Raw genomic sequence first — 25235 nt, 5'->3', positions numbered from 1 at the left:
ATAGTTAATACCCCGCTGCACTATCATCTCCTCTCGGATCTGCACCTCCTTCTAATTTTCCGTTTGGAAGTACTAAAATAGCATCTACTTTTCCAATTACCAACGATTCTCTCTCTAAAAGTTGATATCCTAAACTTTTTAATTCGTTTTTTGTTGAATTTTCAAAACCATTTGGCTCCATCCTAATGTTATCTGGTAACCATTGATGGTGAAAACGAGCTTTGTTCACAGATTCTTGCATTCCCATATTAAAATCGGTGATATTTAAAATATTTTGTAGAACTGAGGTAATGATAGTTGATCCTCCTGGGCTGCCAACCACCATTTTTAGATTTCCGTTTTCAGCTACAATGGTAGGAGTCATGGAACTTAACATTCTTTTTTCTGGAGCTATTGAATTTGCTTCAGAGCCAACCAAGCCATAAGAGTTTGGAACTCCTGGCTTAACACTAAAATCATCCATTTCATTATTTAAAAAGAAACCGGCTCCTTTAACATATACCTTAGAGCCATAACTTGTATTTAAAGTAGTTGTTACTGCCACAGCATTGCCAAATTTATCAACAATAGAATAGTGTGTTGTTTCATCACTTTCATACCCATTTAATTTACCATAGGAAATATCACTAGACTTGCTTGCTTTTTCCCAAGAAAAATTATTCATTCTGTGCTGGATATAATTTGAATTAATTAAGCTATCTATACTTACAGAAATAAAGTCTGGATCTCCCAAATAATGAGCTCTATCTGCATAAGCTCTTCTTTCAGCTTCTGTTAAAAGTTGTATGTATTTGGTTGAATTGTGTTGAAATTCTTTTATGTTATAAGGTTCAATAGCTTTTAATATTTGAGCTAAACAAATTCCGCCGCTTGACGGTAGAGTCATAGATGTAATTTCAAATGTTCGATAGCTAAATGTAATAGGTGTTCTCCATTTTGCTTCATAAGAAGCTAAATCTTGTAAAGAAATAATTCCACCCATTTCTTGAAGATAATTAACTGTTAAATGTGCGGTTTCTCCTTTGTAAAATTCATCCTTCCCTTTAGTTTTAATTCTTTCTAAAGTTTTGGCTAATTCAATAAATTTTAAGGTATCACCAGCTTTCCAAAGAGTGTCTAAATGTATTTTGAAATTGTTAGCTTTTTGAAATTTGTTGCGATTAGCGTTTAAAGATTTTGCCTGTTTTTTGGTGACTATAACTCCTTTTTTAGCTAACTCAATTGATGGTTGAATAAGTGTAGCCATTGGTAGTGATCCAAATTTTTTATGAGCCTCAAAAATACCCGCTATGGTGCCAGGAATACCAACAGCCATAGCACCAAGCGTACTTTTATTTTTTATAACATTGCCATTTTCATCCAAATACATATTTTTTGACGCCAAAATAGGGGCTTTTTCTCTATAATCTAAAGCACCAGTTTCGCCATTATGAAGCCTGTAAACCATAAATCCACCTCCTCCAATATTACCTGCAACTGGGTAAGACACTGCTAAAGCTAGTTCTGTTGCTACCATAGCATCAAAAGCATTGCCTCCTTTTTTTAAAATGGAAACCCCAATTTTTGAAGCTTCTTCTCTAGCGCTAACTACCATAGCGCTATCTGCAAGTAATCCTATAGTTTTGTTTTGTTGAGTTGTATTTGTTGAATTGTTTTTACATTGAATTAGTAAAAAGGGTAGGAGTAAAATTAAAATATAGTTTTTCATTTTGTTAATAAAAAAGTAGTTTTTTGATTGGTAAAGGCTATTAAATCTTCAAAAAAAGCTGTAAAATCCTCTTCAAGCTCCTGATAATTAATTTTTAAATCTTCAATAGCTAAATCCATTTGTGATACACCTTTGGTACGTTTATTCATTCCTTTTAAAATTTTTTCAATACCTTCAATTGAAGCATAGCTTACCAACCAATTATAGTTTATCATAAAAGGAACTAAGTATTGAATTTTTTCAGGAAATGTTTCTATGTTTTTTTCTAAAAATTGATATATGTTTTCTGCGTATAGTTCTAAAGGAATTTCTGAATAGTTGTTCCAGTTTTTTGCTAAAAAATGATCATACAAAATATCTATAATCACTCCATCATAATGTCTATAACGTTCATTTAAACGATGCATACTTCTTTTAACAATTTTATGCGTATCGGTATAATTATCAATTTCTCTATGTAGTAGAATTCCTACTTTAATTTCTTTAGGGTACATTTTATATTTTTTGCCTTTTACAGCATCGGCTATAAAATTTCCGATTAAAATATTAGTATTGTTTTTTGAGAGGTAGAGATGAGCTAAAAAGTTCATAAAGTAATTTTAAACAATGATACAAAAAAAATCCGCTTTTAGCGGATTTTCACTTGGTATATTTTAGTTGGATTTTAGCTGTTTAACATAACTGGCATTACTAACATAGTAACAAACTCACCTTCATCTACACCGTCAATTGGAGTTAAAATACCTGCTCTGTTTGGTAAAGACATTTCTATTAAAACTTCGTTAGAGTTTAAATTGCTTAGCATTTCGGTTAAAAAACGTGAATTAAAACCTATTTGCATATCATCACCTTGGTAATCACATACCAAACGTTCTTCAGCTTTGTTCGAATAATCGATATCTTCAGCAGAAATGTTAAGTTCTGTTCCTGCCATTTTTAAACGAATTTGGTGTGTAGTTTTGCTAGAAAAAATAGAAACACGTTTTACAGAGTTTAAAAAAGTTCCTCTATCTACGGTTAATTTGTTTGGATTTTCTTTTGGAATTACTGCTTCATAATTTGGATATTTTCCATCTATTAACCTACAAACTAACACTACATTATCAAATGTAAATTTGGCATTAGCATCATTGTATTCAATAGTTACATCGCTTTCATTTCCGCTTAAAATTCCCTTTAATAAATTTAAAGGTTTTTTAGGCATAATAAATTCCGCTGTATCATTAGAAGTAACATCAGTTCTAGAATATTTTACCAATTTATGAGCATCAGTTGCAACAAAAGTTAAGCTTTCAGAACTGAATTGAAAAAATACCCCACTCATAACTGGTCTTAAATCGTCATTACCAGCTGCAAAGATAGTTTTTGAAATTGCAGTAGCTAAAACTTCACCAGGAACTATTGTACTACTTGGAGATTCTATAGAAACTGCTTTAGGAAATTCGTTTCCATCAAAATAAGCCATGTCATATTTTCCATAACTTGAACTAATTTCAACAGTGTTGTTTTCTTCTGTTTTAAAAGTTAAAGGCTGATTTGGAAATGTTTTTAAGGTATCTAGTAAAAGACGCGCAGAAATAGCTACAGATCCTTCAGAGTCAGATTCAACTTCAATGGTTGTACTCATAGTTGTTTCTAAATCCGAGGCAGAAATTTTTAATTCGTTTTCATTTAATTCGAACAAAAAATTATCTAAAATTGGTAAGGTATTGCTGCTGTTTATAACGCCTCCTAATACTTGAAGCTGTTTTAATAATTGGCTACTTGATACTATAAATTTCATTTACAATTAGTTTATATAGAATAATTCACAAATATATTCTAAAAATGTTGTTTTAAAAAAGTTATTTATTAACAGTTTAAATTCAATTTTTAACAGTTAAATTTAACATTTATAGTGTTTTATAAATGGTTTTTTAAAAATAGTTATAATTATGTTAATATACTGCTAATAAAATGAGATACTTTGAATTAAATTTTATATTTGTTATCACTACTAAAATAATCAAACACTTTTATGAATAAAATAGTTTTTTCTCTATTTCTAACTTTTTTCTATTCAACTTTTATTTTTGCACAGACTCCTAAAAAATTAACTTCTGGAGAAATTTATGAAGGTATTCAAAAATTAAATTTTTTGGGAAGTGTATTATACGTTGCAGCACATCCTGATGATGAAAATACACGGTTGATTTCTTATTTTGCTAATGATGTAAAAGCTCGAACAGCTTATTTAAGTTTAACAAGAGGTGATGGAGGACAAAATTTAATTGGTCCAGAATTACGTGAATTGTTAGGAGTTATTAGAACTCAAGAATTATTAGCCGCTAGAGGCATTGATGGAGGAGAACAGTTTTTTACTCGTGCCAACGATTTTGGTTATTCCAAACACCCAAATGAAACTTTACAAATTTGGAATAAAGAAGAAGTGTTAAATGATGTTGTAGCAATTATTCGAAAATTTAAACCCGATGTTATTGTAAATAGATTCAATCACAGAACACCGGGAACTACACATGGACATCATACTTCCTCAGCAGTTTTAAGTGTTGAAGCTTTTGATTTGGCAGCTGATAAAAGCTACAAAACACATTTAAAAAATGATAAATTGTGGAAACCTCAAAGGCTATTTTTTAACACATCTTGGTGGTTTTATGGAAGTCAAGAAAATTTTGAAAAAGCTGATAAAACAAACTTGTTAAAGTTAAATATTGGTACATATTACGTTAATAAGGGTTTGTCTAACAGTGAAATAGCATCTTTAAGTAGAAGTCAGCATCAATCACAAGGTTTTGGAAGTACTGGAACTCGTGGAAGTCAAATAGAATATTTAGAATTTTTAAAAGGCGAATTTCCTAAAGCTAACAATGTTTTTGATGGAATAGATACTTCTTGGAATAGAGTTGAAGGTGGAAAAGCTATTGGAAACCTATTACAAAAAGTTGCGGACGAATATAATTTTAATAATCCTGCTGAAAGTATTCCTAATTTATTGGAAGCTTATAAATTGATTCAAAATTTAAAAGATACGCATTGGAAACCTATAAAAACAAAAGAAATTAAAACTATTATAGCAGCTTGTGCAGGATTGTATTTAGAAGTGGTAGCAAAACAATCAACCACAGCCAGAGGGAGTAAAGTGCCAATAAGTATTGAAGCTATTAATAGAAGCAATTTTGAAATAAGTTTAAAATCGGTTATAACATCAAATCAAACTCCAATTGTAAATTCGGTTGTTTTAGAAAACAATAAAAGCTATCAAAAAGATTCAGAAATTGTTATTCCATCTAAAGAAAACTTTACTTCACCTTATTGGCTTCTTAAAAATGGAAGTTTAGGAATGTATCAAGTATCAAATAAAGAATACATAGGACTTCCTGAAACTCCATATTCATTAAATCTACAATTTAATGTTGATTTTAAAGAGGTGGTTATCCCTTTTTACAAAACGATTATATATAAATACAATGATCCTGTAAAAGGTGAAGTATATAGACCCTTTGAAGTATTGCCAAAAATTTCAGCTTCTTTTAATGAAAAAGTATTCATATTTGCTGAAGATACATCTCAAAAAGTAAAAGTTAAAGTAAAGTCTAATGGCACCCATTTGAATGGAAAACTTTCTTTGAGTATTCCTAAAAATTGGAAAGTTTTTCCTGAATTTCAATATTTCAATGCTCTTCAAAAGAATGAAGAAAAAACTTTTGAGTTTGAAATTACTCCACCTAAAAATCATTCTGAAGGTTTAATTTCACCATTTATTGAAATAGGAAATCAATCATTTTCCAATCAATTGGTAGAAATAGAATATAATCATATACCATATCAGTCTATTACAATGCCTTCAGAAGCAAAAGTTGTAAGGCTAAACATTCAAAAAAAAGGGCAACTAATAGGATATATCCAAGGAGCTGGAGATGTTATTCCAACAAGTTTAAGACAAATAGGGTATACTGTAGTGGAATTAAAAGATGATGATATTACATCTGAAAAATTAGTAAATTTTGATGCAGTTGTGTTAGGGATTCGAGCATACAATACAAATGACAGAGCTAAATTTTACCAAAAAAAATTATATAATTATGTAAAAAATGGAGGGACACTTATAACCCAATATAATACTAATTTTAGGTTAAAAGTTGATAGTGTTGCACCATATCCACTTCAATTATCAAGAGATAGAGTTACCGATGAAAATGCGAAGGTTACCATTTTAAATCCAAATCACGAGATCTTAAACTATCCTAACAAAATTTATTCAAGTGATTTTGATGGCTGGACTCAAGAGAGAGGATTGTATTTTCCTAACGAATGGGATTCAAATTTTGAAGCCATTTTAAGTATGAATGATGCAAATGAAACCCCTAAAAATGGAAGTTTACTCATAGCTAAATATGGTGAAGGTAATTTTATCTATACAGGATTGAGTTTTTTTAGAGAATTACCAGCGGGTGTTTCTGGAGCATATAAACTGTTTGCTAATATGCTTTCAGTAGGTAAAAACAAAATAGAACAATCCTTGAAAAATTAATTATGGAAACTCCAAAATACAGTTGGAAAAAAGAATATACAGTTGTTTTAATTGCTAATGTAGTTTATATAGTACTGTTTTATATTTTAATGAAAATACTTACATAAATTATGCAGCAATTAGATTGGATTATACTTATTGGAACGCTTTTATTTATTGTTTCTTATGGGGCATATAAAACCAAAGGAAGTAAAAATGTAACCGATTATATAAAGGGTGGAAGTGAGGCTAAATGGTGGACCATAGGTTTATCTGTAATGGCTACACAAGCTAGTGCTATCACATTTTTGTCAACTCCAGGACAAGCTTTTCATAGTGGAATGGGATTTGTTCAGTTTTATTTTGGATTGCCCATTGCTATGGTTATTATTTGTTTAGTCTTTATCCCAATTTATCATAAATTAAAAGTATTTACAGCTTATGAATATTTAGAAACTAGGTTCGATTTAAAAACTCGTAGTTTGGCAGCCATTTTATTTTTAATTCAGCGTGGTTTGGCTGCTGGAATTACAATTTTTGCACCAGCAATTATTTTATCAGCTGTTCTAGGGTGGAATTTAACTACTTTAAATATTATTATTGGCGTTTTGGTAATAATTTATACTGTAACAGGAGGAACTAAAGCTGTAAGTGTTACGCAAAAACAACAAATGGCTGTAATTTTTGGAGGTATGTTTGTTGCATTTTATTTAATAGTAAGTTATTTACCTGCAGATATTTCATTTTCTAAAGCATTAAAAATAGCAGGAGCAAGTGGCAAAATGAATGTGTTAGATTTTTCATTTAATTTTGAAAATAGATACACTTTTTGGAGTGGAATTATTGGAGGAACGTTTTTAGCATTGTCTTATTTTGGAACCGATCAAAGTCAAGTTCAAAGATATTTGTCGGGTAAATCTGTAAAAGAAATGCAAATGGGGCTTGTTTTCAATGGCTTATTAAAAGTACCTATGCAATTTTTTATTTTATTGGTAGGTGTTATGGTTTTTGTTTTTTATCAGTTTAATGCATCTCCTTTAAATTTTAATCCAGCTGCAAACGAAGCGGTTCAAAACTCTGTTTATGCAGAAGAGTACAAACAGTTAGAAATTAAACACTTAGAAATTGAAGAGCTAAAATCCAAGACTAATTTAAATTATGGAAGTAATCTTGATAATGAAGAATTAGTAGCTGATATTCAAAAGTTAAATGTTTTAGAGAATGAAAATAGAACAAAAGCAAAAGAAATTATAAAAAAGGCGGATGATTCAGTTGAAACCAATGATAAAGACTATGTGTTTATTCATTTTATACTAAATAATTTGCCAAGAGGTTTAATAGGTTTGTTATTGGCTGTGATTTTATCTGCAGCTATGTCAAGTACTGCTTCAGAACTAAATGCATTGGCAAGCACTACAGCAATGGATTTATATAAAAGAAATATAACTGTTGACAAAACAGACCAGCATTTTGTGAAAGCCTCTAAATGGTTTACACTTGGATGGGGACTAATTGCAATTTTAGTAGCTTGTTTTGCCAATTTATTTGATAATTTAATTCAATTAGTAAATATTATTGGATCTATATTTTATGGAAATGTGTTAGGAATTTTTCTAATAGCATTTTTCATAAAATTTGTTAAAAGTAATGCTGTATTTTTAGCAGCAGTAATAACACAAGCTATAGTAATTGTTGGGTGGTATTTAGATTGGATGCCTTATTTGTGGCTAAATTTATTTGGTTGTGCATTAGTGATGGGAATAGCTATAGTATTACAAATGTTCTTTGTTTCTAAAAAATAAAAAAGACTGTTAATTTTATTTTAACAGTCTTTTAAAAAATATAATTATTGAATGTAACTATTCAATAGGAATTACAATTTTAACTTTAGCCCAAGAAACAACTATTCCTCTATTATCAATACTATAATTCAATATTTCAGTGGAGTTATCTTCATATTTAGGAGAAATATTTAATCGAAGTATGTCTTTTTCTTTATTATAACCATTGGCACCCCAAGCATCATTTTTTTTGTTTAAAATAATTACCCAATCTTCATTCTTTTTTGGAATAATAAAAAAGCCATATTTTCCTGCAGGAATTGTTTTAGCTCCAATTTTTACATTTTTATCAAATGAAATGGTGGTGTTTTCATTAGCTCCAGCTCTCCATACTTTGTCGTATTTTACAAGCTCCCCCCAAATAGTTCTATCTCTAACACTTGGTGCTCCATAATCTATTGCTATTACTACATCACCAATGTTTCCATTGGCTTGTTTTCTTGGACTTTTTTGTGCAAAAGTTAGTGTAGTAATAAGTGCAAATAAAATTGTGATTTTTAATTTATTCATCATTATTTCATCCATTTAGCAATTGATTCTTTATTCATTTTTACATAATCAGCATTATTGGCTTTTTGAGCTCCAGCTAAAGATTTTTTTGCAGTTTCTATAGCTCCTTTAACATCTCCTAAATCAGCTTGAATTAGACTCATTCTTCGTAAATACCAAAAAGGAGGGTTTTCACCTTGAGTAGCTTTTTGCATCCAAGCTAAGGCTTGCTTTAAATCTTTACCTTCTGTATGATAATAAGTGGCAGCCTGAAAATAATCGTTTCCTGATGGACCAGCCATAACGTTTTCAATACTTTTTGAAGCAATGGCATCGGTAGGAACATCAAATTTTACTCCAACGTATACATTTTCCCATAGTATTCCTAAAACTGCTGAGCTAGAAGTTAAATCGTCAAAAGTTATTGTAAAAGATTCTATTTTCACCGGCATTTCATATACTTCAACAGAAGTTTTAGCAGCTACCTTTGTGTCATCCCATTTTTGAGGTGTACCCCAATTGTTTGCATCGCTGTAAAAAATTACCTCCCAAGAAGTTTGATTTGGAATGGTGTAAATTGCATAAGTTCCTTTCTTCAATTCTTGACCATCGATAGTAACATTATCACTAAAAGTAATTTTTGTATTGGCATTGGCACCTGTTCTCCATACTTTTCCAAAAGGTACAAGGTCACCAAAAATTGTTCTACCTCGCATTGCAGGTCGAGAATATTCTAAGGTAACATTTGTTAATCCAACAACTTGTTCAATTGTTGAAGCAGGACTAGGTTGAGGTGTTTTAATTTGGGCATTTGTTGTTGATATTACTCCAACAAAAAGCAGTAAAATTGATAATTTTTTTAGCATAATAGTAATATTTAAGTTTAGTAACAAATATAACATTAAATAATGCTACAATTTTTCCTAATAGAATTTTAACAAATTTTTAAGAAGTTAAATGGTTGATTTATTGGTATTTCCTTTTTCTAAAATAGTTGAAAATAAGTCCACCCAAACTCAATAAAAATAAGGGAAATAAAATGTTAATGAGCTGCCATTTTTTAGCTTCTTTGTAAGCTTTTTGTTTATTTAGAAAATCAATGGTAATTTTTTTAGATCGGATATTTAATAAACCGGTATCATCTAATAAATAATTCACGATATTTAATAAAAAATCTTTATTTCCGTACTGTTGATTCGTCCATTTGTCAACACCTAATTCTAAGGGCTGGCCATTAGCAATATCATTAGCAATAATATCACCATCAGAAATAACAACCATTTTGTTTAAATTACTTTTTTCTATTGAGTTGTTTAAATTAAATGGTTTCACTCTTTGGTAATAGGCTGAAATAAATTCACCTTCTAAAAGCACTGCTAAAGTTTTATTTCCATAAGTAAATTTTGATGGATCTTCTTTTTGAGTGATAGATTTTAATGAAACTATTGAAGGTGTTCCAACTTTTGCCGAAAGTGCTGAACTTTGTAGTAGTACGGTTTTTTTTATATGATTTTTTAAGGTGTCTATTTCATTAGGGAATTTTAAATTTACAGCCTCAATATTGATATTAATAGGGTGATTGTTTGTTGAAATTACTAATGGGTAATATTTCCAGGGAAATGAATTGAATTGAGTTTTATTTCCAATTTTTCCTGTAGCCAGTGTAATTTGCGAGCTATATAAATCGGTAATAATAGTAGGATTTATTCTAATGCCATAATTAAAAAAGAAATCGGTTAACCCTAAATCTCTTGGGTAAGCTAAAGTTTCACCAGTTTGCATAAGACTGTCTAATTCAGCTTGAACATTATCAATCATCCAGAGTGTTTTACCACCATTCATTATAAATTGGTCTAGCGTATATTTTTCTTGTTCTGTAAATTTTTCAGTCGGTTTGACAATAATTGCTAAATCATAATTAGCAAGTTGATGTACTGTTTTTTGAGGTTGAGTAGCTACTGAATCTAATGTAAAAGGTGCTAAATAATAATATTCTCCAATTTTTTTTAAAAAGTCGGCAATGTAAATATCATCAAGTTCTCCATTGCCCTTTAATACAGCTATTTTTTTAGATTTTTTTGTGGTTACTTTATGAATAGCATTTGTAAAAGCAAACTCTAAGTTTTGGATGGAACTTTCTAATTGTTCATTTTGGGTATTTGAAAAAATATCTTTAAGCAAAGAAACTTGTTCGGTTTTGTTTTTATAGCTAACTTCAGCAAAAGGGAACAATACAATTTCAGAAAGTTTACCATTTTCTTGTACTTGTAAACTACTTGGTTGCATTCCTTTATCAATAAGCTCTTGACCAATTTCAGAAGGATTTATAAAACGAAATTGTATTTTTTTGTTGAGTGCTTTTAATTCTTCTAAATGCAATCTAGTTTCAGTTTGAAGGCGTTTAAATTCAGCTGGAAAATCACCTTCTAAATAAACTTTTATACTAACTACCTCGTGTATATTTTCGATAATTTTTTTTGAAGTTTCTGAAATGGTATATCTGCCATCTTCAGTTAAATCAAAGCGTTGATAAACTTTTGAACTTAGAAAGTTGATTAATAATAACCCAACAACTAAATAACTTATTTTAGAGTAGTTATTTTTCATGCTGAATCTTAAAATTAGTAATCACTAAAAACAGAAAAGTGATGCTTGCAAAATAGATTAAATTTCTAGTGTCAATCACTCCTTTACTGATGCTTTTAAAATGCTCGTTCATACCAAATTGTTGAAGTGTATAGTCTAAGTTTCCTAATAAGTTATAATTAGCAAATGCTTCAAAACCATAATAAAAAAGAAAAGAAATACTTACTGCAATGATAAATGAAACGATTTGATTTTTTGAAATTGCAGAAGAAAAAACACCAATAGCAGTGTAGGCACTTGCTAAAAAGAGTAATCCTAAAAATGATCCAATAGTTGCTCCAAACTCAATGTTTCCAATCGGTTCGCCTAAGTTATAAATGCTATACACATAAATTATAGTTGGTAAAATTGCTAAAAATACTAAAATTAATGAACCAAAGTATTTACCGAAAAGAATTTGCCAGTTTGTTAAGGGTTTGGTTTTTAAAATTTCAATTGTACCGCTGTTGATTTCATCAGAAAAACTACGCATAGTAATTGCTGGAATTAGAAAAATGAAAATCCAAGGAGCTAAAAAAAAGTAGGCATTTAAATCTGCAAAACCCGCTTGTAAAATGTTAAAATCACCATCAAAAAACCATAAAAACAATCCATTTATAAGTAAATAAATTCCAATTACTAAGTAACCAATTGGAGATGAAAAAAATGAAATAAGTTCTTTTTTTATGATGGTTCTCATAAATAAACGACTTTTTTAATTAAGTTAAACATTCAATACTATCAACGCTCCAAGCTTCAGGTTTGTTGTTGAACAATATTTTTGTTTTTGACCAAACGGTTTTAAATAGTTCAGAGTTTCTATACGTTTCTAAATGTGTTTCTGTTTCCCAATAGCTATAAGTGAAAAATATGGTTGGGTTATTTTTGTCTCTCAATAATTCTAATCTGTTACAACCCTTAAAATTTCTTATTTTTTCTTTATTTGCATTAAAATTTTCAAGAAATGTATCAATTTCAGAAGTTTTAAAAGTCATTTTAACAATTCGTATTAACATAATTTATCAACTAAATTTTACAGTAATTACGTCTCTATAATTTAAACCTAAAAGAGATGATGCACCTCCTACAGTATTTAAATTACTTCTAAACATAGCAATTTCTAAATAATTTGCAGTATTAAAAATGGCCAATCTTGTGCCGTCTTTTTGACGTTGTTCTTTGGAAACCGAAAAATCTATAATATCAGAATATTTAGTATTAATTTTTTTAAAGGAATATTTATTAGCAATTACTTCAAAATCACGTCCTTTTCCAATTTCTTGAAATAGTTTTTTTGAAATATTACTAATTGAATTTCCATAATTATCTACATAAATGATATTTCCAGAAATAGTACTACTATCTGATGATACACTTGGTTGTAATTCTACCAATTGTTTAAAATTTAGGATTGTTTTACCAATAACCTCTAACGTTCCTCCTCGAGCAATATGGCAGGCCACTTTAACAAAAACATCTAAAACAGGAAAACTTGTTTCAATTCTATCATGAATATTTATTTCAACAATTTTTTCGGGCTTAATTTCAGAAGCTAACAGTGATATTACCCCATTATCTGGACAAATAAAATAATGATTGTCTAAAATTAGTGCAATATGTTTGTTCTCTTCATTTAATTCAGAATCTACACCAATAATATGAATGCTGCCTTCAGGAAAACTCTTATAAGCATTTTTTAAAATATAAGCAGTTTCGGTAATATTAAAAGGAGAAATATGGTGCGAAATATCAACAATCCTTGCATTTGGTAACTCACTATAAATAGTTCCTTTCACCGCTCCAACAAAGTGGTCTTTAGTTCCAAAATCAGTAGTTAAAGTAATTATTGACATATAAGATTTTCACGAATTTTTTAGGTGTGTAACTTTTGTAAATCCTTAATAACATGTTTAAAACTTATTTACAAAGAGTTAAAATTTGTTATTCTATATTCCTTACATTTGTTATGCAAACTTAATCAAATATTCTTTTAATTTGCATACAAATTTTTAATTAAACTTAACATTTTAGCCATTTGAACGAACGTATAATTGAATTGACAGAGATAAACCCTAACGATCTATTTGGGACTCAGAATTCTAATGTAGAAATTTTACGTAAATATTATCCGAAACTTAAAATTGTTGCTCGTGGTACATATTTAAAAGCCTATGGAGAACCAGATATTTTAGACGACTTTGAGAAAAGATTAACAATGTTAATCAATTATTTTAATCGTTATAATAAATTAGATGAAAATAGTATTGAACGAATATTAACATCTAACGGAAAAGAACAAAAAAGTTCAGCAAAAGCCGATGGAGTTTTAGTTCATGGAGTTAGTGGAAGGCTAATAAAAGCACAAACAGTGAACCAGCGAAAAATGGTTGAAAAAATGGAGAAAAACGACATGCTTTTTGCCATTGGTCCAGCTGGTACAGGAAAAACATATACAGCAGTAGCTTTAGCTGTTAAGGCTTTAAAAGAAAAAGAAGTTAGAAGAATTATATTGACGAGACCAGCTGTAGAATCTGGAGAAAATTTAGGATTTTTACCAGGCGATTTAAAAGAAAAATTAGATCCATATATGCAACCATTATATGATGCTTTAAGAGATATGATTCCTTTTGAACGTTTAGATTCATATATTGAAAAAGGAATCATACAAATAGCTCCTTTGGCATTTATGCGTGGAAGAACTTTAGATAATGCATTTGTAATTTTAGATGAAGCGCAAAATACCACCCATAACCAAATGAAAATGTTTTTAACACGTATGGGTAAAAATGCTAAATTTATTATTACAGGTGATCCAGGCCAAATAGATTTACCTAAACGACAAGTGTCGGGGATAAAAGAAGCCATTTTAACCTTAAAAGAGGTAAAAGGTATTGCCTTTGTATATTTAGATGATAAAGATGTAATTAGACATAGATTAGTAAAAGAAATAATTTCAGCATATAAAAGTATTGAAGTAGGAAATGAGTAATACAATAAACAACACAGCATTTAATTTCCCAAAGCAAAAATCATATTACAAAGGAAAAGTTAGGGAAGTGTATAATATTAATGATGAATTATTGGTAATGATAGCTTCTGATAGGTTATCTGCTTTCGATGTGGTTATGCCAAAACAAATACCATTTAAAGGTCAAATTTTAAATCAAATAGCTTCCAAAATGATGCAAGCTACGGAAGATATAGTTCCTAATTGGATTTTAGATATTCCAGATCCAAACGTGGCTGTAGGACTTTTATGTGAACCTTTTAAAGTAGAAATGGTGATTCGTGGTTATTTATCAGGTCATGCTGCACGTGAATATAAAGCAGGAAAAAGAATGTTATGTGGTGTTTCTATGCCAGAAGGTATGAAAGAAAATGACCAGTTTCCAACCCCAATTATAACACCAGCTACTAAAGCTGAAGATGGGGAACATGACGAAGATATTTCTAAAGATGAAATCATAGCAAAAGGGATTGTTTCTAAAGATGATTATGAAGTTTTAGAAAAATATACAAGAGCTTTATTTAAAAGAGGAACCGAAATTGCAGCTAAACGTGGTTTAATTTTGGTAGATACTAAATATGAATTTGGAAAGACTAAAGATGGAAAAATTTTGTTAATTGACGAAATTCACACACCTGATTCTTCACGTTATTTTTATGCAGAAGGTTATAAAGAAAGACAGGCTAAAGGTGAAGCTCAAAAACAATTATCAAAAGAATTTGTTCGTCAGTGGTTAATAGCTAATGATTTTCAAGGATTAGAAGGGCAAACAGTTCCTGAAATGAGTGATGAAAAAATTAATGAAATTTCAGAGCGTTATATCGAATTGTACGAAAATATCACGGGAGAAACCTTTATTAAATCTGATGTAAGTAGTATAATTGAACGTATTGAGGCTAATGTTCTTAACTTTTTAGATAAACAGTAACTATTATAATTATTGATATTTAAAATAACTATTTATACTTGTATAGTTGATAGGAGTATTGTGATGCTCTAGATAGTTTATTAAAGTTTCAGCAGTAGTATAGGGTAATAAAGTGGGTGTTTGAGTGAAATAAGTATCGTATACAGCTGGTATATAGTCGTTTACACCAATAGTTAGTATGGTGTTATCATCTATGGTTTGATTGTTCTGATCCTTAATAATTATGGTATTATTTTCTTGTGTTATTGAAGAAACACCTGAATAATAGATAGATGCTTTACTACCTTTTAAAAAATTTTTAATTTCAGCAACACTCATCGTGTAAGTTACGCTTCCATTATTAAATGGATCAATGCTGTAGATTTCACGCTTTAATATATTTCCTTCATCTAAATCGTTTCTAATACCTCCAGTATTTTGAAATGTAATATCTACGTTCATTTCATTTCTTAAAGCATCAGTATAAAAACTTCCCACACTAGCTCTATTATGATATACTTCTGAAAAACCTATAACATCATCTAAATTTGCCGTATCATTATATGTTTCTATTAAAGTTTGAATTGAGTTGTCTTTGTTTTGATAAGTGTTTAAATTTATAAGTGTATAATCTAAACTTTCAACTTTTTTATTTTTCACTTTTAAGCTTATTTTTCCTAAATAATTTAAGTATGAGCCTGCTTGAAAAATAGGGATGTTATTTATAGAAGTATTCACTTTTGAATGAGAGTGTCCTCCTATAATTAAGTCAAAATAAGGATAATTATTAGCGATATTTATATCTGAAGATTCTCCTAAATGCGTAAGTGCTATATATAGATCTGAATTTTCACTTTGTTTTACTTGGGCAAAGTTATTAATAACATTTTGATATTTTTCAAAAGTTAAATTTTTAACTCTCCATGGATGTGTAGAGGGAATAACATCATTTTCTTTTCCATTGGTTTCTACAAGTCCTAAAAAAGTAATTTTAAGATTATTAATTGTAATAGTTTTAAACTCATCAGGTTCAGGTATGTTTGTGTTATTCATAGCTACATTGGCACAAACCCAATTAAATTGAGATTGATTTAACCTATCTTTTAAAATATCTTCACCATAATCAAATTCATGATTACCAATTACAGAGATGTTGAATCCAACTTTATTCATTAAATCTATCATTGGAAATCCTTTTTCAATGTGATTGTCTACTACAGGGTTTCCAGAAAATATATCGCCACTGCAAACTAGTATTACATTGGTTTTTTCTTTTTCTTGGTCAACAATATGTTTAATTTTAGAAAAATTAGCTATTTGACCGTGTGGGTCATTAATGTGGAAAATAGTTAATTCTTTTAGTTCATTTTGAGGAATTGAATTGGTGGAAGTATCATCTTTAGAACAGGAAATTAGAATTAAAAAAACAATTGTTGTTAAAATATATTTATATAAATTTCTCATCGTAAAGTTCATTTATAGATTTATAATCTATCGCTAATTTCAACTTAAAATAAAATTAAGGTTTTATAACCAATCTATAAGTAATTTTATTTGAAAAAAATTATATAAGGGATGGTTGATTTTTTAATTTTAAGAATAAAGAGTCTAATTCTTTAGCTGTCAAACTACTATTAAGCCATTGTAAAGCAACTTCATAAGTTGAAAAAACTTCAACAGATTGATTGATTCCTTGTTGTTTCATTTTATAGATAGTTACAGGTACAGTTTGATCAGGTGTTTTTGTGATAATGGCTAGATTTTTGTTACCAAAAACCTTAGGATTTTGTTTTAATGAGCTCGCATATTCTTTAATTTCTTCAGGTTTAATTTTAAACTCAACATTTTTAAAATTTATGATATAATTATAATTAGGAGAGTATAATGTATCATTTAGCAATAGTGCTTTAAATTTTTTATAGGATTCCATATCCAAAACACCAGTATGATGTTCTATAATTAAATGGTAAGTAGGTAATACTTTGTAGTGGCTTTTTAACATTAAAATTTTTAGTTGGGCTTACTACAACAATGATACAAAAAAAAGCCTTAATTTTTAAAAATTAAGGCTTTGTGAAATGTTAAAAAATGTTAAAATTTTATTTTTTCTTTCTTTGTTGTGCTTGTTGTTCTTGGGCTTGTTTCATAGCTTCATTCAGTCTTTTTCTAAACTTGCCTTCTTTTTTAGGTTTCTTTTTGTTTTCCTGAATTTGAGCATGAATTTTTTCTTCATCAATTATGTAATGTTTAATTACTAACATAATTGCAATAGTTAATAAGTTAGAAACAAAATAATATAAACTTAAACTACTGGCATACATATTAAAGAATACCAACATCATAATAGGTGAAAAATACATCATCATTTTCATCATTTTCTGCATATCAGGCATTCCTTCTTGTGTAGGTTGTTGCATATTCATTTGTTGACTTTGACTCATTCTCATATAAAAGAATATAGCAACGGAAGCTAAAATTGGAAATAAACTAATGTGTGAACCATACATTGGAATATGAAATGGTAATTTATAAATAGAATCATAAGCAGATAAATCATCGGCCCATAAAAATCCTTTTTGACGTAAATCTATATTTGATGGGAAAAACCTAAATAACGCAAAGAAAACTGGCATTTGTAATAAGGCAGGAATACAACCCGCTAAAGGACTAACACCTGCTTTACTTTGAACCGCCATAGTTTCTTGTTGACGTTTCATAGCGTTTTCTTTTCCAGGTAAACGCTTATTAATTTCTTCCATTTCTGGTTTTAGTACTTTCATTTTTGCACTAGACAAGTATGATTTATATACCAAAGGAGACATTAAAATTCTAACTACAATTGTTAGTAAAATAATAATTAACCCATAGTTTCCTATAAAACCTTGTAAAAAGTTAAATACTGGTATAAAAATTAAACGATTGATATAACCAAAAATACCCCAACCTAGATTTACAACTTCTTTAATGTTTCTATCGTATTTTTTTAAAATTTGATAATCATTAGGACCAACATACCAATTCATGTTGTAGTTTAGTTCACCTCCTTGCAATGTTAAAGGGGCTTTTAAATAAAATGCTTTGGTAAATGTGGTATCTATTTCCTCGTCTTTTGTCAATGTTTTTGATGCTAAATTTGCTTTTTCAAAAGCTTGATCAGAAATTAATATTGTTGAGAAAAAATGTTGTTTAAAGGCTACCCAATTTACATTGTTTTCTTCTGCATCATCTTCACCTCCTATAGATAAGTAATCGATATCTTCATCTTCTTTCTCATAATACATCTCAGTTTGTTGATTTTCATAACGAATACTCTTTTCATGGCGGTAACCTTGTAAATTCCAATCTAAAACAATTTCTTGAGAGTTGTTTATGGCATTGCTTAATCCTTGTGAGCGTATGGTAAAATCAACCATATATTCACCTGGCTTCATTTCATAACGATACTCTAAGTATTTATCTTCAGCAACTTTCAACTTCATTGAAAGTACATCTGCTTCACCATTTTTACTAATTGTTGGTTCAAAAAATAAATCTTGTGTATTAAGTGTTCTGTTGTCTGCAGTACCAAAATTTATATTAAAAGAAGCGTTTTTATCTTTAATCATATATAATGGTAAAGAATCGTAAGTAACATACTTCTTTATCAAAGCTTCTTTAATCTGACCTCCTTTGTTAGCGATAACTAATTTAAGCAGTTCATTTTCAATAACAGTTTCTCCATCTTTAGCCGATGGAAGTGCTGCTGAATAAGCAAAAGCACCTAATTGACTTTGAGCTTTAACTAGTGATAGTGAGTCGGTAGCTTGAACTGTAATTTCATTAACATTGTTTAGAGTTGCTTCGTTTTGTTGTGAAGCTTCTTCTTGGACTTGTTCTGTTTTTGCTTTTTGTTCCGCTTCTAATTCTTCAGCTGTAGGTTGATTGCTGTACATCCACCATATCATAATTGCTCCTAATAAAACAAATCCTATAAGTGAATTGATATCAAATTTTTTTTCTTCCATGAGAGTTTTAAAATGTCATTTTGTCATACGCTAATTGAAAACAAATCAAAAAGCCCAACAAATGTACTAAAAGTAACGTTATTATATGTTATTTATTAATGATTCTCTAAGAGTTCAAAGAGTGTTCCAAAGTTGCTTTTACAAAATCTACAAATAATGGGTGTGGATTTAACACAGTACTTTTATATTCTGGATGGTATTGCACGCCTATAAACCAAGGATGTGTTGGAATTTCAACAACTTCAACCAAGTTTGTTTTAGGGTTTTTACCGGTAGCAATCATACCTGCTTTTTCAATTTGTTCTAGATAATCATTATTAAACTCATATCTATGTCTATGACGTTCACTTATTAATGAGTTTTTATAAATGTTATAAACCTTGCTATCTTCTTTTAATTTACAATCCCAAGCTCCTAATCGCATAGTACCACCATAATCTGTAATACTTTTTTGTTCTTCCATTAAATCGATTACAGGATACTTGGTTTCGTTGCTCATTTCAGTAGAATTAGCATTTTCAAAACCTAATACATTTCTTGAAAACTCAATAACTGCCATTTGCATTCCTAAGCAAATTCCTAAAAAAGGAATGTAGTGTTCTCGAGCATATTTAACAGCTTCAATTTTACCTTCAATTCCACGTTCTCCAAACCCTGGGGCAACTAATATTCCGTTTAAGTTTTTTAATTTATTAGGAACATTTTCAACGGTTAATTCTTCAGAATGAATCCAATTAATATTTACATTAACTTCATTAACTGCTCCTGCATGTATAAATGCTTCTGTTATTGATTTGTAGGCATCATGCAACTCTACATATTTACCTATTAAACCAACTTGAACAGTGTTTTTTGGGTTTTTAAATTTATTTAAAAAGTTGTTCCAAGCTTTTAAGTCGGGAAGCTTATCGTTTGCTAAATGAAGTTTTTTAAGTACTACACTATCCAACCCTTCTTTAAACATTAAATTAGGAACATCATAAATGGTTTCTGCATCAATAGATTCAATAACATCTTCTTCTTTTACATTACAAAATAATGCTAATTTATTTTTTATAGGCTCGGCAATTTCATGTTCAGTTCTGCAAACTAAAATGTCTGGACTTACACCACTTTGCATTAACATTTTTACTGAATGTTGTGTAGGCTTAGTTTTTAATTCGCCGGCAGCTGCTAAGTATGGAACCAAAGTTAAATGAATAACAATTGCATTTTCTTTTCCTAATTCCCAAAGAAGTTGACGAACAGATTCTACATAAGGTAAAGATTCAATATCACCAACGGTTCCACCTATTTCAGTAATAACAATGTCAAATTCTCCAGTATTTCCTAAAATTTGAATTCGGTTTTTAATTTCATCAGTAATATGAGGAATTACTTGTACTGTTTTTCCTAAAAATTCGCCTTTACGCTCTTTTTCAATAACGGACTGATAAATTCTTCCAGTAGTAACATTATTGGCTTGAGAAGTAGGGATGTTTAAATAACGTTCATAATGTCCCAAGTCTAAATCTGTTTCAGCTCCATCATCGGTTACATAGCATTCACCATGTTCATATGGGTTTAAAGTTCCTGGGTCAATATTAATGTATGGATCTAGTTTTTGGATGGTAACAGAGTAGCCTCTTTCCTGTAAAAGTTTTGCTAAAGAAGCTGCAATTATCCCTTTTCCAAGCGATGAAGTAACGCCTCCTGTTACAAAAACATATTTAGTTTTTTTCATTGTTATTAGGTTTGGGCAAAAGTACTAAAGCTATTTTAGTTTACAAAAACAAAACCCTTTAAAAATATAATTTTTAAAGGGTTTTGTTAGAATAAGTACCAATTAGTTTTTAGTAACTCGGCTAAATGAGTAGTGTTATTTTTTAGTTGGAGTCTCTGGAGAAATAAATTTATAAACCAATCCGGCTAAAATGGCTCCTATAATAGGTGCTACCCAAAACAGCCATAATTGGCTTAAAGCCCAATCTCCTACAAAAAGAGCTTGACTTGTGCTTCGCGCTGGATTTACAGAGGTATTAGTGATAGGAATACTAATTAAATGAATAAGTGTTAATCCTAAACCAATAGCCAAACCTGCTAAATATTTTGGTGCTTTAGAGTGTGTAGTTCCCAAAATAATGATTAAAAACATAAATGTCATTACAATTTCTGTTACAAGAGCAGCTTTAAAGTCATAACCTCCAGGAGAATGCTCTCCATAACCATTTGCTGCAAACCCTCCAATATCAAAGCCTTCTTTTCCAGATAAAATTAAATAAATAATGGCTGCACCTAAAATTCCTCCCAATACTTGAGCAATAATGTAGGGTAATACTTCTTTTTTATTAAAACGACCACCAACCCATAAGCCAACTGAAACAGCAGGGTTTAAATGACAACCAGAAATATGGCCGATAGCGTATGCCATGGTAACAACCGTTAAACCAAAAGCTAGAGCCACTCCCATAAAACCAATTCCTAAATCAGGAAAGGCAGCTGCAAATACAGCGCTACCACATCCGCCCAATACTAACCAAGCGGTTCCAATAAATTCTGCTACTAATTTTTTCATATAATAAAGTTTAAAGTTAAAGGGCTAGTGTATCAAATATAAAATTTTTTATTTAAAATAATTATAAAGCTAATTATTAAATGAATTTGTTTAATTTTAGTAATTAGCTATTTTTTGAATGATTTATTTTGATGATTTTATTTAAAAAAGAGGTTTTAAAATTATTTTTTATACTAATTTTGTGGAGTTTTTAAAAGTAAACTAGGTTCTAAGAATTTCAATTTTTTTAGATTTTCGATTAAAATTAATTTTTTTAAAATTCTATTTGTTAGAAACAAAACTAATTGTATATTTGCCCACGCTTTTAGCGAGCGAATTTCGCAAGGCAATTAACAACAAAAGAAACACGATTTTTAAAGATATTTGTAATGAGTAAAAGAACTTATCAGCCGTCAAAAAGAAAGAGAAGAAATAAACACGGATTTAGAGAGCGTATGGCTAGTGCAACAGGTAGAAAAGTGTTAGCTAGAAGAAGAGCTAAAGGTAGAAAAAGATTAAGTGTTTCTTCTGATCCGAGACCAAAGAAATAATGAAACAATAGTTTTATATATAAGGTGTTACTTTTTATTAGTAACACCTTTTTTTATATCCTTTTGATAAGTTTTTAAAACTATTTTATTATAAAAAACGAAATTTATAGATATTTACACATTCATATTTTATTTTAACAAATGCCAAAAAATACTAACATAAAATCAATTTTAATTATAGGTTCTGGGCCTATTATTATTGGTCAGGCTTGTGAGTTTGATTATTCTGGTTCTCAAGCAATTAGATCGTTAAAAGAAGAAGGAATTGAGGTGACTTTAATCAACTCTAATCCTGCAACTATTATGACAGACCCTTCTTTAGCCGATAATGTTTACTTAAAACCATTAACTACAAAGTCGATTATTGAGATTTTACAAATGCATCCTAATATTGATGCTGTTTTACCTACCATGGGAGGACAAACAGCATTAAATTTATGTATTGAAGCTGATGATAAGGGAATTTGGGAAGATTTTAATGTAGAACTTATTGGAGTTGATATTGATGCAATTAACATTACTGAAGATAGAGAACAATTTAGAAAATTAATGATTGAAATTGGTGTTGGACAAGCCCCATCAACAACAGCAACATCATTTTTAAAAGGTAAAGAAATAGCACAAGAATATGGTTTCCCATTAGTTATTCGTCCTTCATTTACATTGGGAGGTTATGGAGCTTCAATTGTTTATGATAAAAATGATTTTGATGAATTATTAAGTAGAGGTTTAGAAGCTTCTCCAATTCACGAAGTTATTATAGATAAAGCATTGTTAGGTTGGAAAGAATACGAATTAGAGTTGTTACGTGATAGTAACGACAATGTTGTAATTATTTGTACTATTGAAAATATGGATCCTATGGGAATCCATACAGGAGACTCTATTACCGTAGCTCCAGCGATGACTTTAAGTGATACAACTTTTCAGAAAATGCGTGATATGGCAATTCATATGATGCGTTCAATTGGAGATTTTGCGGGAGGTTGTAATGTTCAATTTGCTGTTAGTCCAGATGAAAAAGAAGATATTATTGCCATAGAAATTAACCCACGTGTTTCTCGTTCTTCTGCATTAGCTTCAAAAGCCACAGGATATCCAATTGCAAAAATTGCAGCTAAATTAGCTATAGGTTATAACTTAGATGAGTTAAACAATCAAATTACTAAAACAACTTCTGCATTATTTGAACCAACATTAGATTATGTAATAGTAAAAATACCTCGTTGGAATTTCGATAAATTTGAAGGTTCAAATAGAACTTTAGGGTTGCAAATGAAATCTGTTGGAGAGGTAATGGGTATTGGTCGTTCTTTCCAAGAAGCGCTTCATAAGGCAACGCAGTCGCTAGAAATTAAAAGAAATGGATTAGGAGCAGATGGTAAAGGTGAAAAAAATTACGATCTAATAATTGAAAAATTGAAGAACCCTAGTTGGGATAGAGTGTTTGTAATTTATGATGCTATTCAAATGGGAATACCTTTGAGTAGGATTCATGAAATTACAAAAATTGATATGTGGTTTTTAAAGCAATATGAAGAATTACTTGCTTTGGAAAACGAAATTTCGAGTAAAACTTTAGAGTCTTTATCATATGAATTACTTCTTGAAGCAAAACAAAAAGGATTTGCAGACAGGCAAATAGCACATATGTTGGGTTGTTTAGAGAGTGAAGTAAAAGCTAAACGTACCGAATTAGATATAAATAGGGTTTATAAATTAGTTGATACCTGTGCTGCAGAGTTCGGAGCTCAAACACCGTATTATTATTCTACTTTTGAAAATAAAATGATAACTTCTAATGGAAGCTATGCAGATAATGAAAGTGTTGTAACTACGAACAAAAAAATTATAGTTTTAGGTTCTGGTCCAAATAGAATAGGTCAAGGGATTGAGTTTGATTATTGTTGTGTTCATGGAGTATTGGCTGCAAAAGAGGCTGGTTATGAAACAATTATGATTAATTGTAATCCAGAAACGGTTTCAACAGATTTCGATACCGCAGATAAATTATATTTCGAACCTGTTTTTTGGGAGCACATATACGATATTATTGAACACGAAAAACCAGAAGGTGTAATTGTACAGCTAGGAGGACAAACAGCTTTAAAATTAGCAGAGAAATTAGCGAAATGGGGAGTTAAAATTATTGGAACAAGTTTTGAAGCTTTAGACTTAGCAGAAGATAGAAAGCGATTTTCTGAATTATTAGTTGAGTTAGATATTCCTTTTCCAAAATATGGAACTGCAACTACTGCAGATGAAGCATCAGCAATAGCCGATGATTTAGATTTTCCAATTTTAGTACGTCCATCATATGTTTTAGGTGGGCAAGGAATGAAAATTGTAATAAATAAAGAAGAATTAGAAAAACATGTAGTAGATTTACTACGTAAAATTCCTAATAACGTTTTATTATTAGACCATTACCTAGATGGAGCAATAGAAGCTGAAGCAGATGCTATTTGTGATGGTGAAGATGTTTATATTATTGGAATAATGGAACATATTGAGCCTTGTGGTGTGCACTCAGGAGATTCAAATGCAACGCTACCACCTTTTAATTTAGGTGAATTTGTAATGCAGCAAATTAAAGACCATACTAAAAAAATAGCACTTGCGCTTAAAACAAAAGGATTAATAAATATACAGTTTGCGGTAAAAGATGATACAGTATTTATTATCGAAGCAAATCCGAGAGCATCTCGTACTGTTCCATTTATTGCAAAAGCATATCAAGAACCTTATGTAAATTATGCAACAAAGGTAATGTTAGGAGATAAAAAAGTGAAAGACTTTAATTTTAATCCGCAATTAGAAGGATTTGCAATTAAGCAACCAGTTTTCTCTTTCAACAAGTTCCCGAATGTAGATAAAAAATTAGGGCCAGAGATGAAATCAACAGGTGAAAGTATTTTATTTATTGATAGTTTAAAGGATGATCAGTTTTACGAGTTGTACTCCAGAAGAAAGATGTATTTAAGTAAGTAAATTTTAGTAAATTATTAAACAAAAAGTGCTTCATTATGGAGCACTTTTTGTTTAATTAAAAAATTATAG

At 29.8% G+C, this 25235-nt stretch carries 20 protein-coding genes; 6 read left to right on the top strand and 14 right to left on the bottom strand.

All coding sequences use genetic code 11. From position 1 onward, the window contains the following. Positions 1 to 4 precede the first annotated feature (4 nt). From ggt to dnaN, 3 genes are all read right to left on the bottom strand, one after another. A complete protein-coding gene (gene ggt / locus ACFQZW_RS12735) occupies positions 5 to 1708 on the bottom strand; it encodes a gamma-glutamyltransferase (RefSeq protein ID WP_372801854.1) in 1704 nt (567 codons plus the stop codon). Beyond that, complete coding sequence (locus ACFQZW_RS12730; RefSeq protein WP_298264105.1) at positions 1705 to 2298, bottom strand: acyl carrier protein phosphodiesterase; 594 nt, start codon at positions 2296 to 2298, stop codon at positions 1705 to 1707. Before ACFQZW_RS12730 ends, ggt begins: the two co-directional genes overlap by 4 nt. Positions 2299 to 2372: 74 nt before the next feature. After that, complete coding sequence (gene dnaN / locus ACFQZW_RS12725) at positions 2373 to 3491, bottom strand: DNA polymerase III subunit beta (protein ID WP_298264106.1); 1119 nt, start codon at positions 3489 to 3491, stop codon at positions 2373 to 2375. Between the two features lie 234 nt (positions 3492 to 3725). Here dnaN and ACFQZW_RS12720 point away from each other — a divergent pair, with 234 nt between their 5' ends. Together ACFQZW_RS12720 and ACFQZW_RS12715 are read left to right on the top strand one after the other, a co-directional pair. Continuing rightward, positions 3726 to 6239: a PIG-L family deacetylase gene (locus ACFQZW_RS12720; RefSeq protein WP_386783466.1), complete on the top strand. Its 2514-nt coding sequence runs from the start codon at positions 3726 to 3728 to the stop codon at positions 6237 to 6239. 110 nt (positions 6240 to 6349) lie between these two features. Further along, positions 6350 to 8020, top strand: a complete 1671-nt coding sequence (locus ACFQZW_RS12715) for a sodium:solute symporter (protein WP_298264109.1) — start codon at positions 6350 to 6352, stop codon at positions 8018 to 8020. Positions 8021 to 8077: 57 nt separating this feature from the next. On the opposite strand, the gene ACFQZW_RS12710 is transcribed toward ACFQZW_RS12715, so the two are convergent. The 6 genes from ACFQZW_RS12710 to ACFQZW_RS12685 form a co-directional block, all read right to left on the bottom strand. Beyond that, positions 8078 to 8572 carry a DUF2911 domain-containing protein gene (locus ACFQZW_RS12710; protein ID WP_298288043.1) on the bottom strand — a complete coding sequence of 165 codons (495 nt, stop codon included), beginning with the start codon at positions 8570 to 8572 and terminating at the stop codon, positions 8078 to 8080. Beyond that, entirely contained in the window at positions 8572 to 9414 is an 843-nt protein-coding gene (locus ACFQZW_RS12705) for a DUF2911 domain-containing protein (RefSeq protein WP_298288041.1), read from the bottom strand. Before ACFQZW_RS12705 ends, ACFQZW_RS12710 begins: the two co-directional genes overlap by 1 nt. 100 nt (positions 9415 to 9514) lie before the next feature. Beyond that, positions 9515 to 11155, bottom strand: a complete 1641-nt coding sequence (gldG, locus tag ACFQZW_RS12700) for a gliding motility-associated ABC transporter substrate-binding protein GldG (protein WP_386783462.1) — start codon at positions 11153 to 11155, stop codon at positions 9515 to 9517. After that, entirely contained in the window at positions 11145 to 11873 is a 729-nt protein-coding gene (gene gldF, locus ACFQZW_RS12695; RefSeq protein WP_386783460.1) for a gliding motility-associated ABC transporter permease subunit GldF, read from the bottom strand. Before gldF ends, gldG begins: the two co-directional genes overlap by 11 nt. Positions 11874 to 11892: 19 nt before the next feature. Continuing rightward, positions 11893 to 12189 (bottom strand): putative quinol monooxygenase, encoded by a 297-nt coding sequence (locus tag ACFQZW_RS12690; RefSeq protein ID WP_298264118.1) that lies wholly within the window; start codon positions 12187 to 12189, stop codon positions 11893 to 11895. 6 nt (positions 12190 to 12195) lie between these two features. Beyond that, positions 12196 to 13026, bottom strand: coding sequence for an SAM hydrolase/SAM-dependent halogenase family protein (locus tag ACFQZW_RS12685; protein ID WP_298288029.1), 831 nt, complete (start codon positions 13024 to 13026; stop codon positions 12196 to 12198). Between the two features lie 182 nt (positions 13027 to 13208). Here ACFQZW_RS12685 and ACFQZW_RS12680 point away from each other — a divergent pair, with 182 nt between their 5' ends. Next, positions 13209 to 14162 (top strand): PhoH family protein, encoded by a 954-nt coding sequence (locus ACFQZW_RS12680; protein WP_298264121.1) that lies wholly within the window; start codon positions 13209 to 13211, stop codon positions 14160 to 14162. After that, positions 14155 to 15108, top strand: a complete 954-nt coding sequence (locus ACFQZW_RS12675; protein ID WP_386783456.1) for a phosphoribosylaminoimidazolesuccinocarboxamide synthase — start codon at positions 14155 to 14157, stop codon at positions 15106 to 15108. Before ACFQZW_RS12680 ends, ACFQZW_RS12675 begins: the two co-directional genes overlap by 8 nt. Before the next feature lie 9 nt (positions 15109 to 15117). Here the strand turns inward: ACFQZW_RS12675 and ACFQZW_RS12670 are convergent, their stop codons facing one another. The 5 genes from ACFQZW_RS12670 to aqpZ all read right to left on the bottom strand — a co-directional run bounded on the left by ACFQZW_RS12670 (position 15118) and on the right by aqpZ (position 21645). Continuing rightward, the gene (locus tag ACFQZW_RS12670) at positions 15118 to 16551 is read right to left on the bottom strand and encodes a bifunctional metallophosphatase/5'-nucleotidase (protein WP_386783454.1); all 1434 of its coding nucleotides are present in this window, start codon (positions 16549 to 16551) and stop codon (positions 15118 to 15120) included. 100 nt (positions 16552 to 16651) lie between these two features. Next, the gene (locus ACFQZW_RS12665) at positions 16652 to 17089 is read right to left on the bottom strand and encodes a hypothetical protein (protein ID WP_386783452.1); all 438 of its coding nucleotides are present in this window, start codon (positions 17087 to 17089) and stop codon (positions 16652 to 16654) included. A gap of 97 nt (positions 17090 to 17186) precedes the next feature. Beyond that, on the bottom strand, positions 17187 to 19091 hold the full coding sequence (gene yidC / locus ACFQZW_RS12660) for a membrane protein insertase YidC (RefSeq protein ID WP_386783450.1): 1905 nt from the start codon (positions 19089 to 19091) through the stop codon (positions 17187 to 17189). Between the two features lie 106 nt (positions 19092 to 19197). Continuing rightward, complete coding sequence (locus ACFQZW_RS12655) at positions 19198 to 20814, bottom strand: CTP synthase (RefSeq protein WP_298264128.1); 1617 nt, start codon at positions 20812 to 20814, stop codon at positions 19198 to 19200. A 135-nt stretch (positions 20815 to 20949) separates the two neighbouring features. After that, positions 20950 to 21645, bottom strand: coding sequence for an aquaporin Z (aqpZ, locus tag ACFQZW_RS12650; protein WP_298264129.1), 696 nt, complete (start codon positions 21643 to 21645; stop codon positions 20950 to 20952). Positions 21646 to 22013: 368 nt separating this feature from the next. On the opposite strand from aqpZ, the gene rpmH reads away from it, so the two are divergent. Together rpmH and carB are read left to right on the top strand one after the other, a co-directional pair. Next, positions 22014 to 22175 (top strand): 50S ribosomal protein L34, encoded by a 162-nt coding sequence (gene rpmH, locus ACFQZW_RS12645; protein ID WP_298264130.1) that lies wholly within the window; start codon positions 22014 to 22016, stop codon positions 22173 to 22175. Positions 22176 to 22316: 141 nt separating this feature from the next. Further along, a complete protein-coding gene (carB, locus tag ACFQZW_RS12640; protein ID WP_298264132.1) occupies positions 22317 to 25166 on the top strand; it encodes a carbamoyl-phosphate synthase large subunit in 2850 nt (949 codons plus the stop codon). The last annotated feature ends 69 nt before the right edge of the window (positions 25167 to 25235 follow it).

The organism is Lutibacter aestuarii, from assembly GCF_042676885.1.
In the GTDB taxonomy this organism is placed as follows: Bacteria; Bacteroidota; Bacteroidia; order Flavobacteriales; family Flavobacteriaceae; genus Lutibacter; species Lutibacter aestuarii.
Note: the sequence above shows the minus strand (reverse complement) of the source record. Positions and strands in the feature narration are given on the sequence as shown.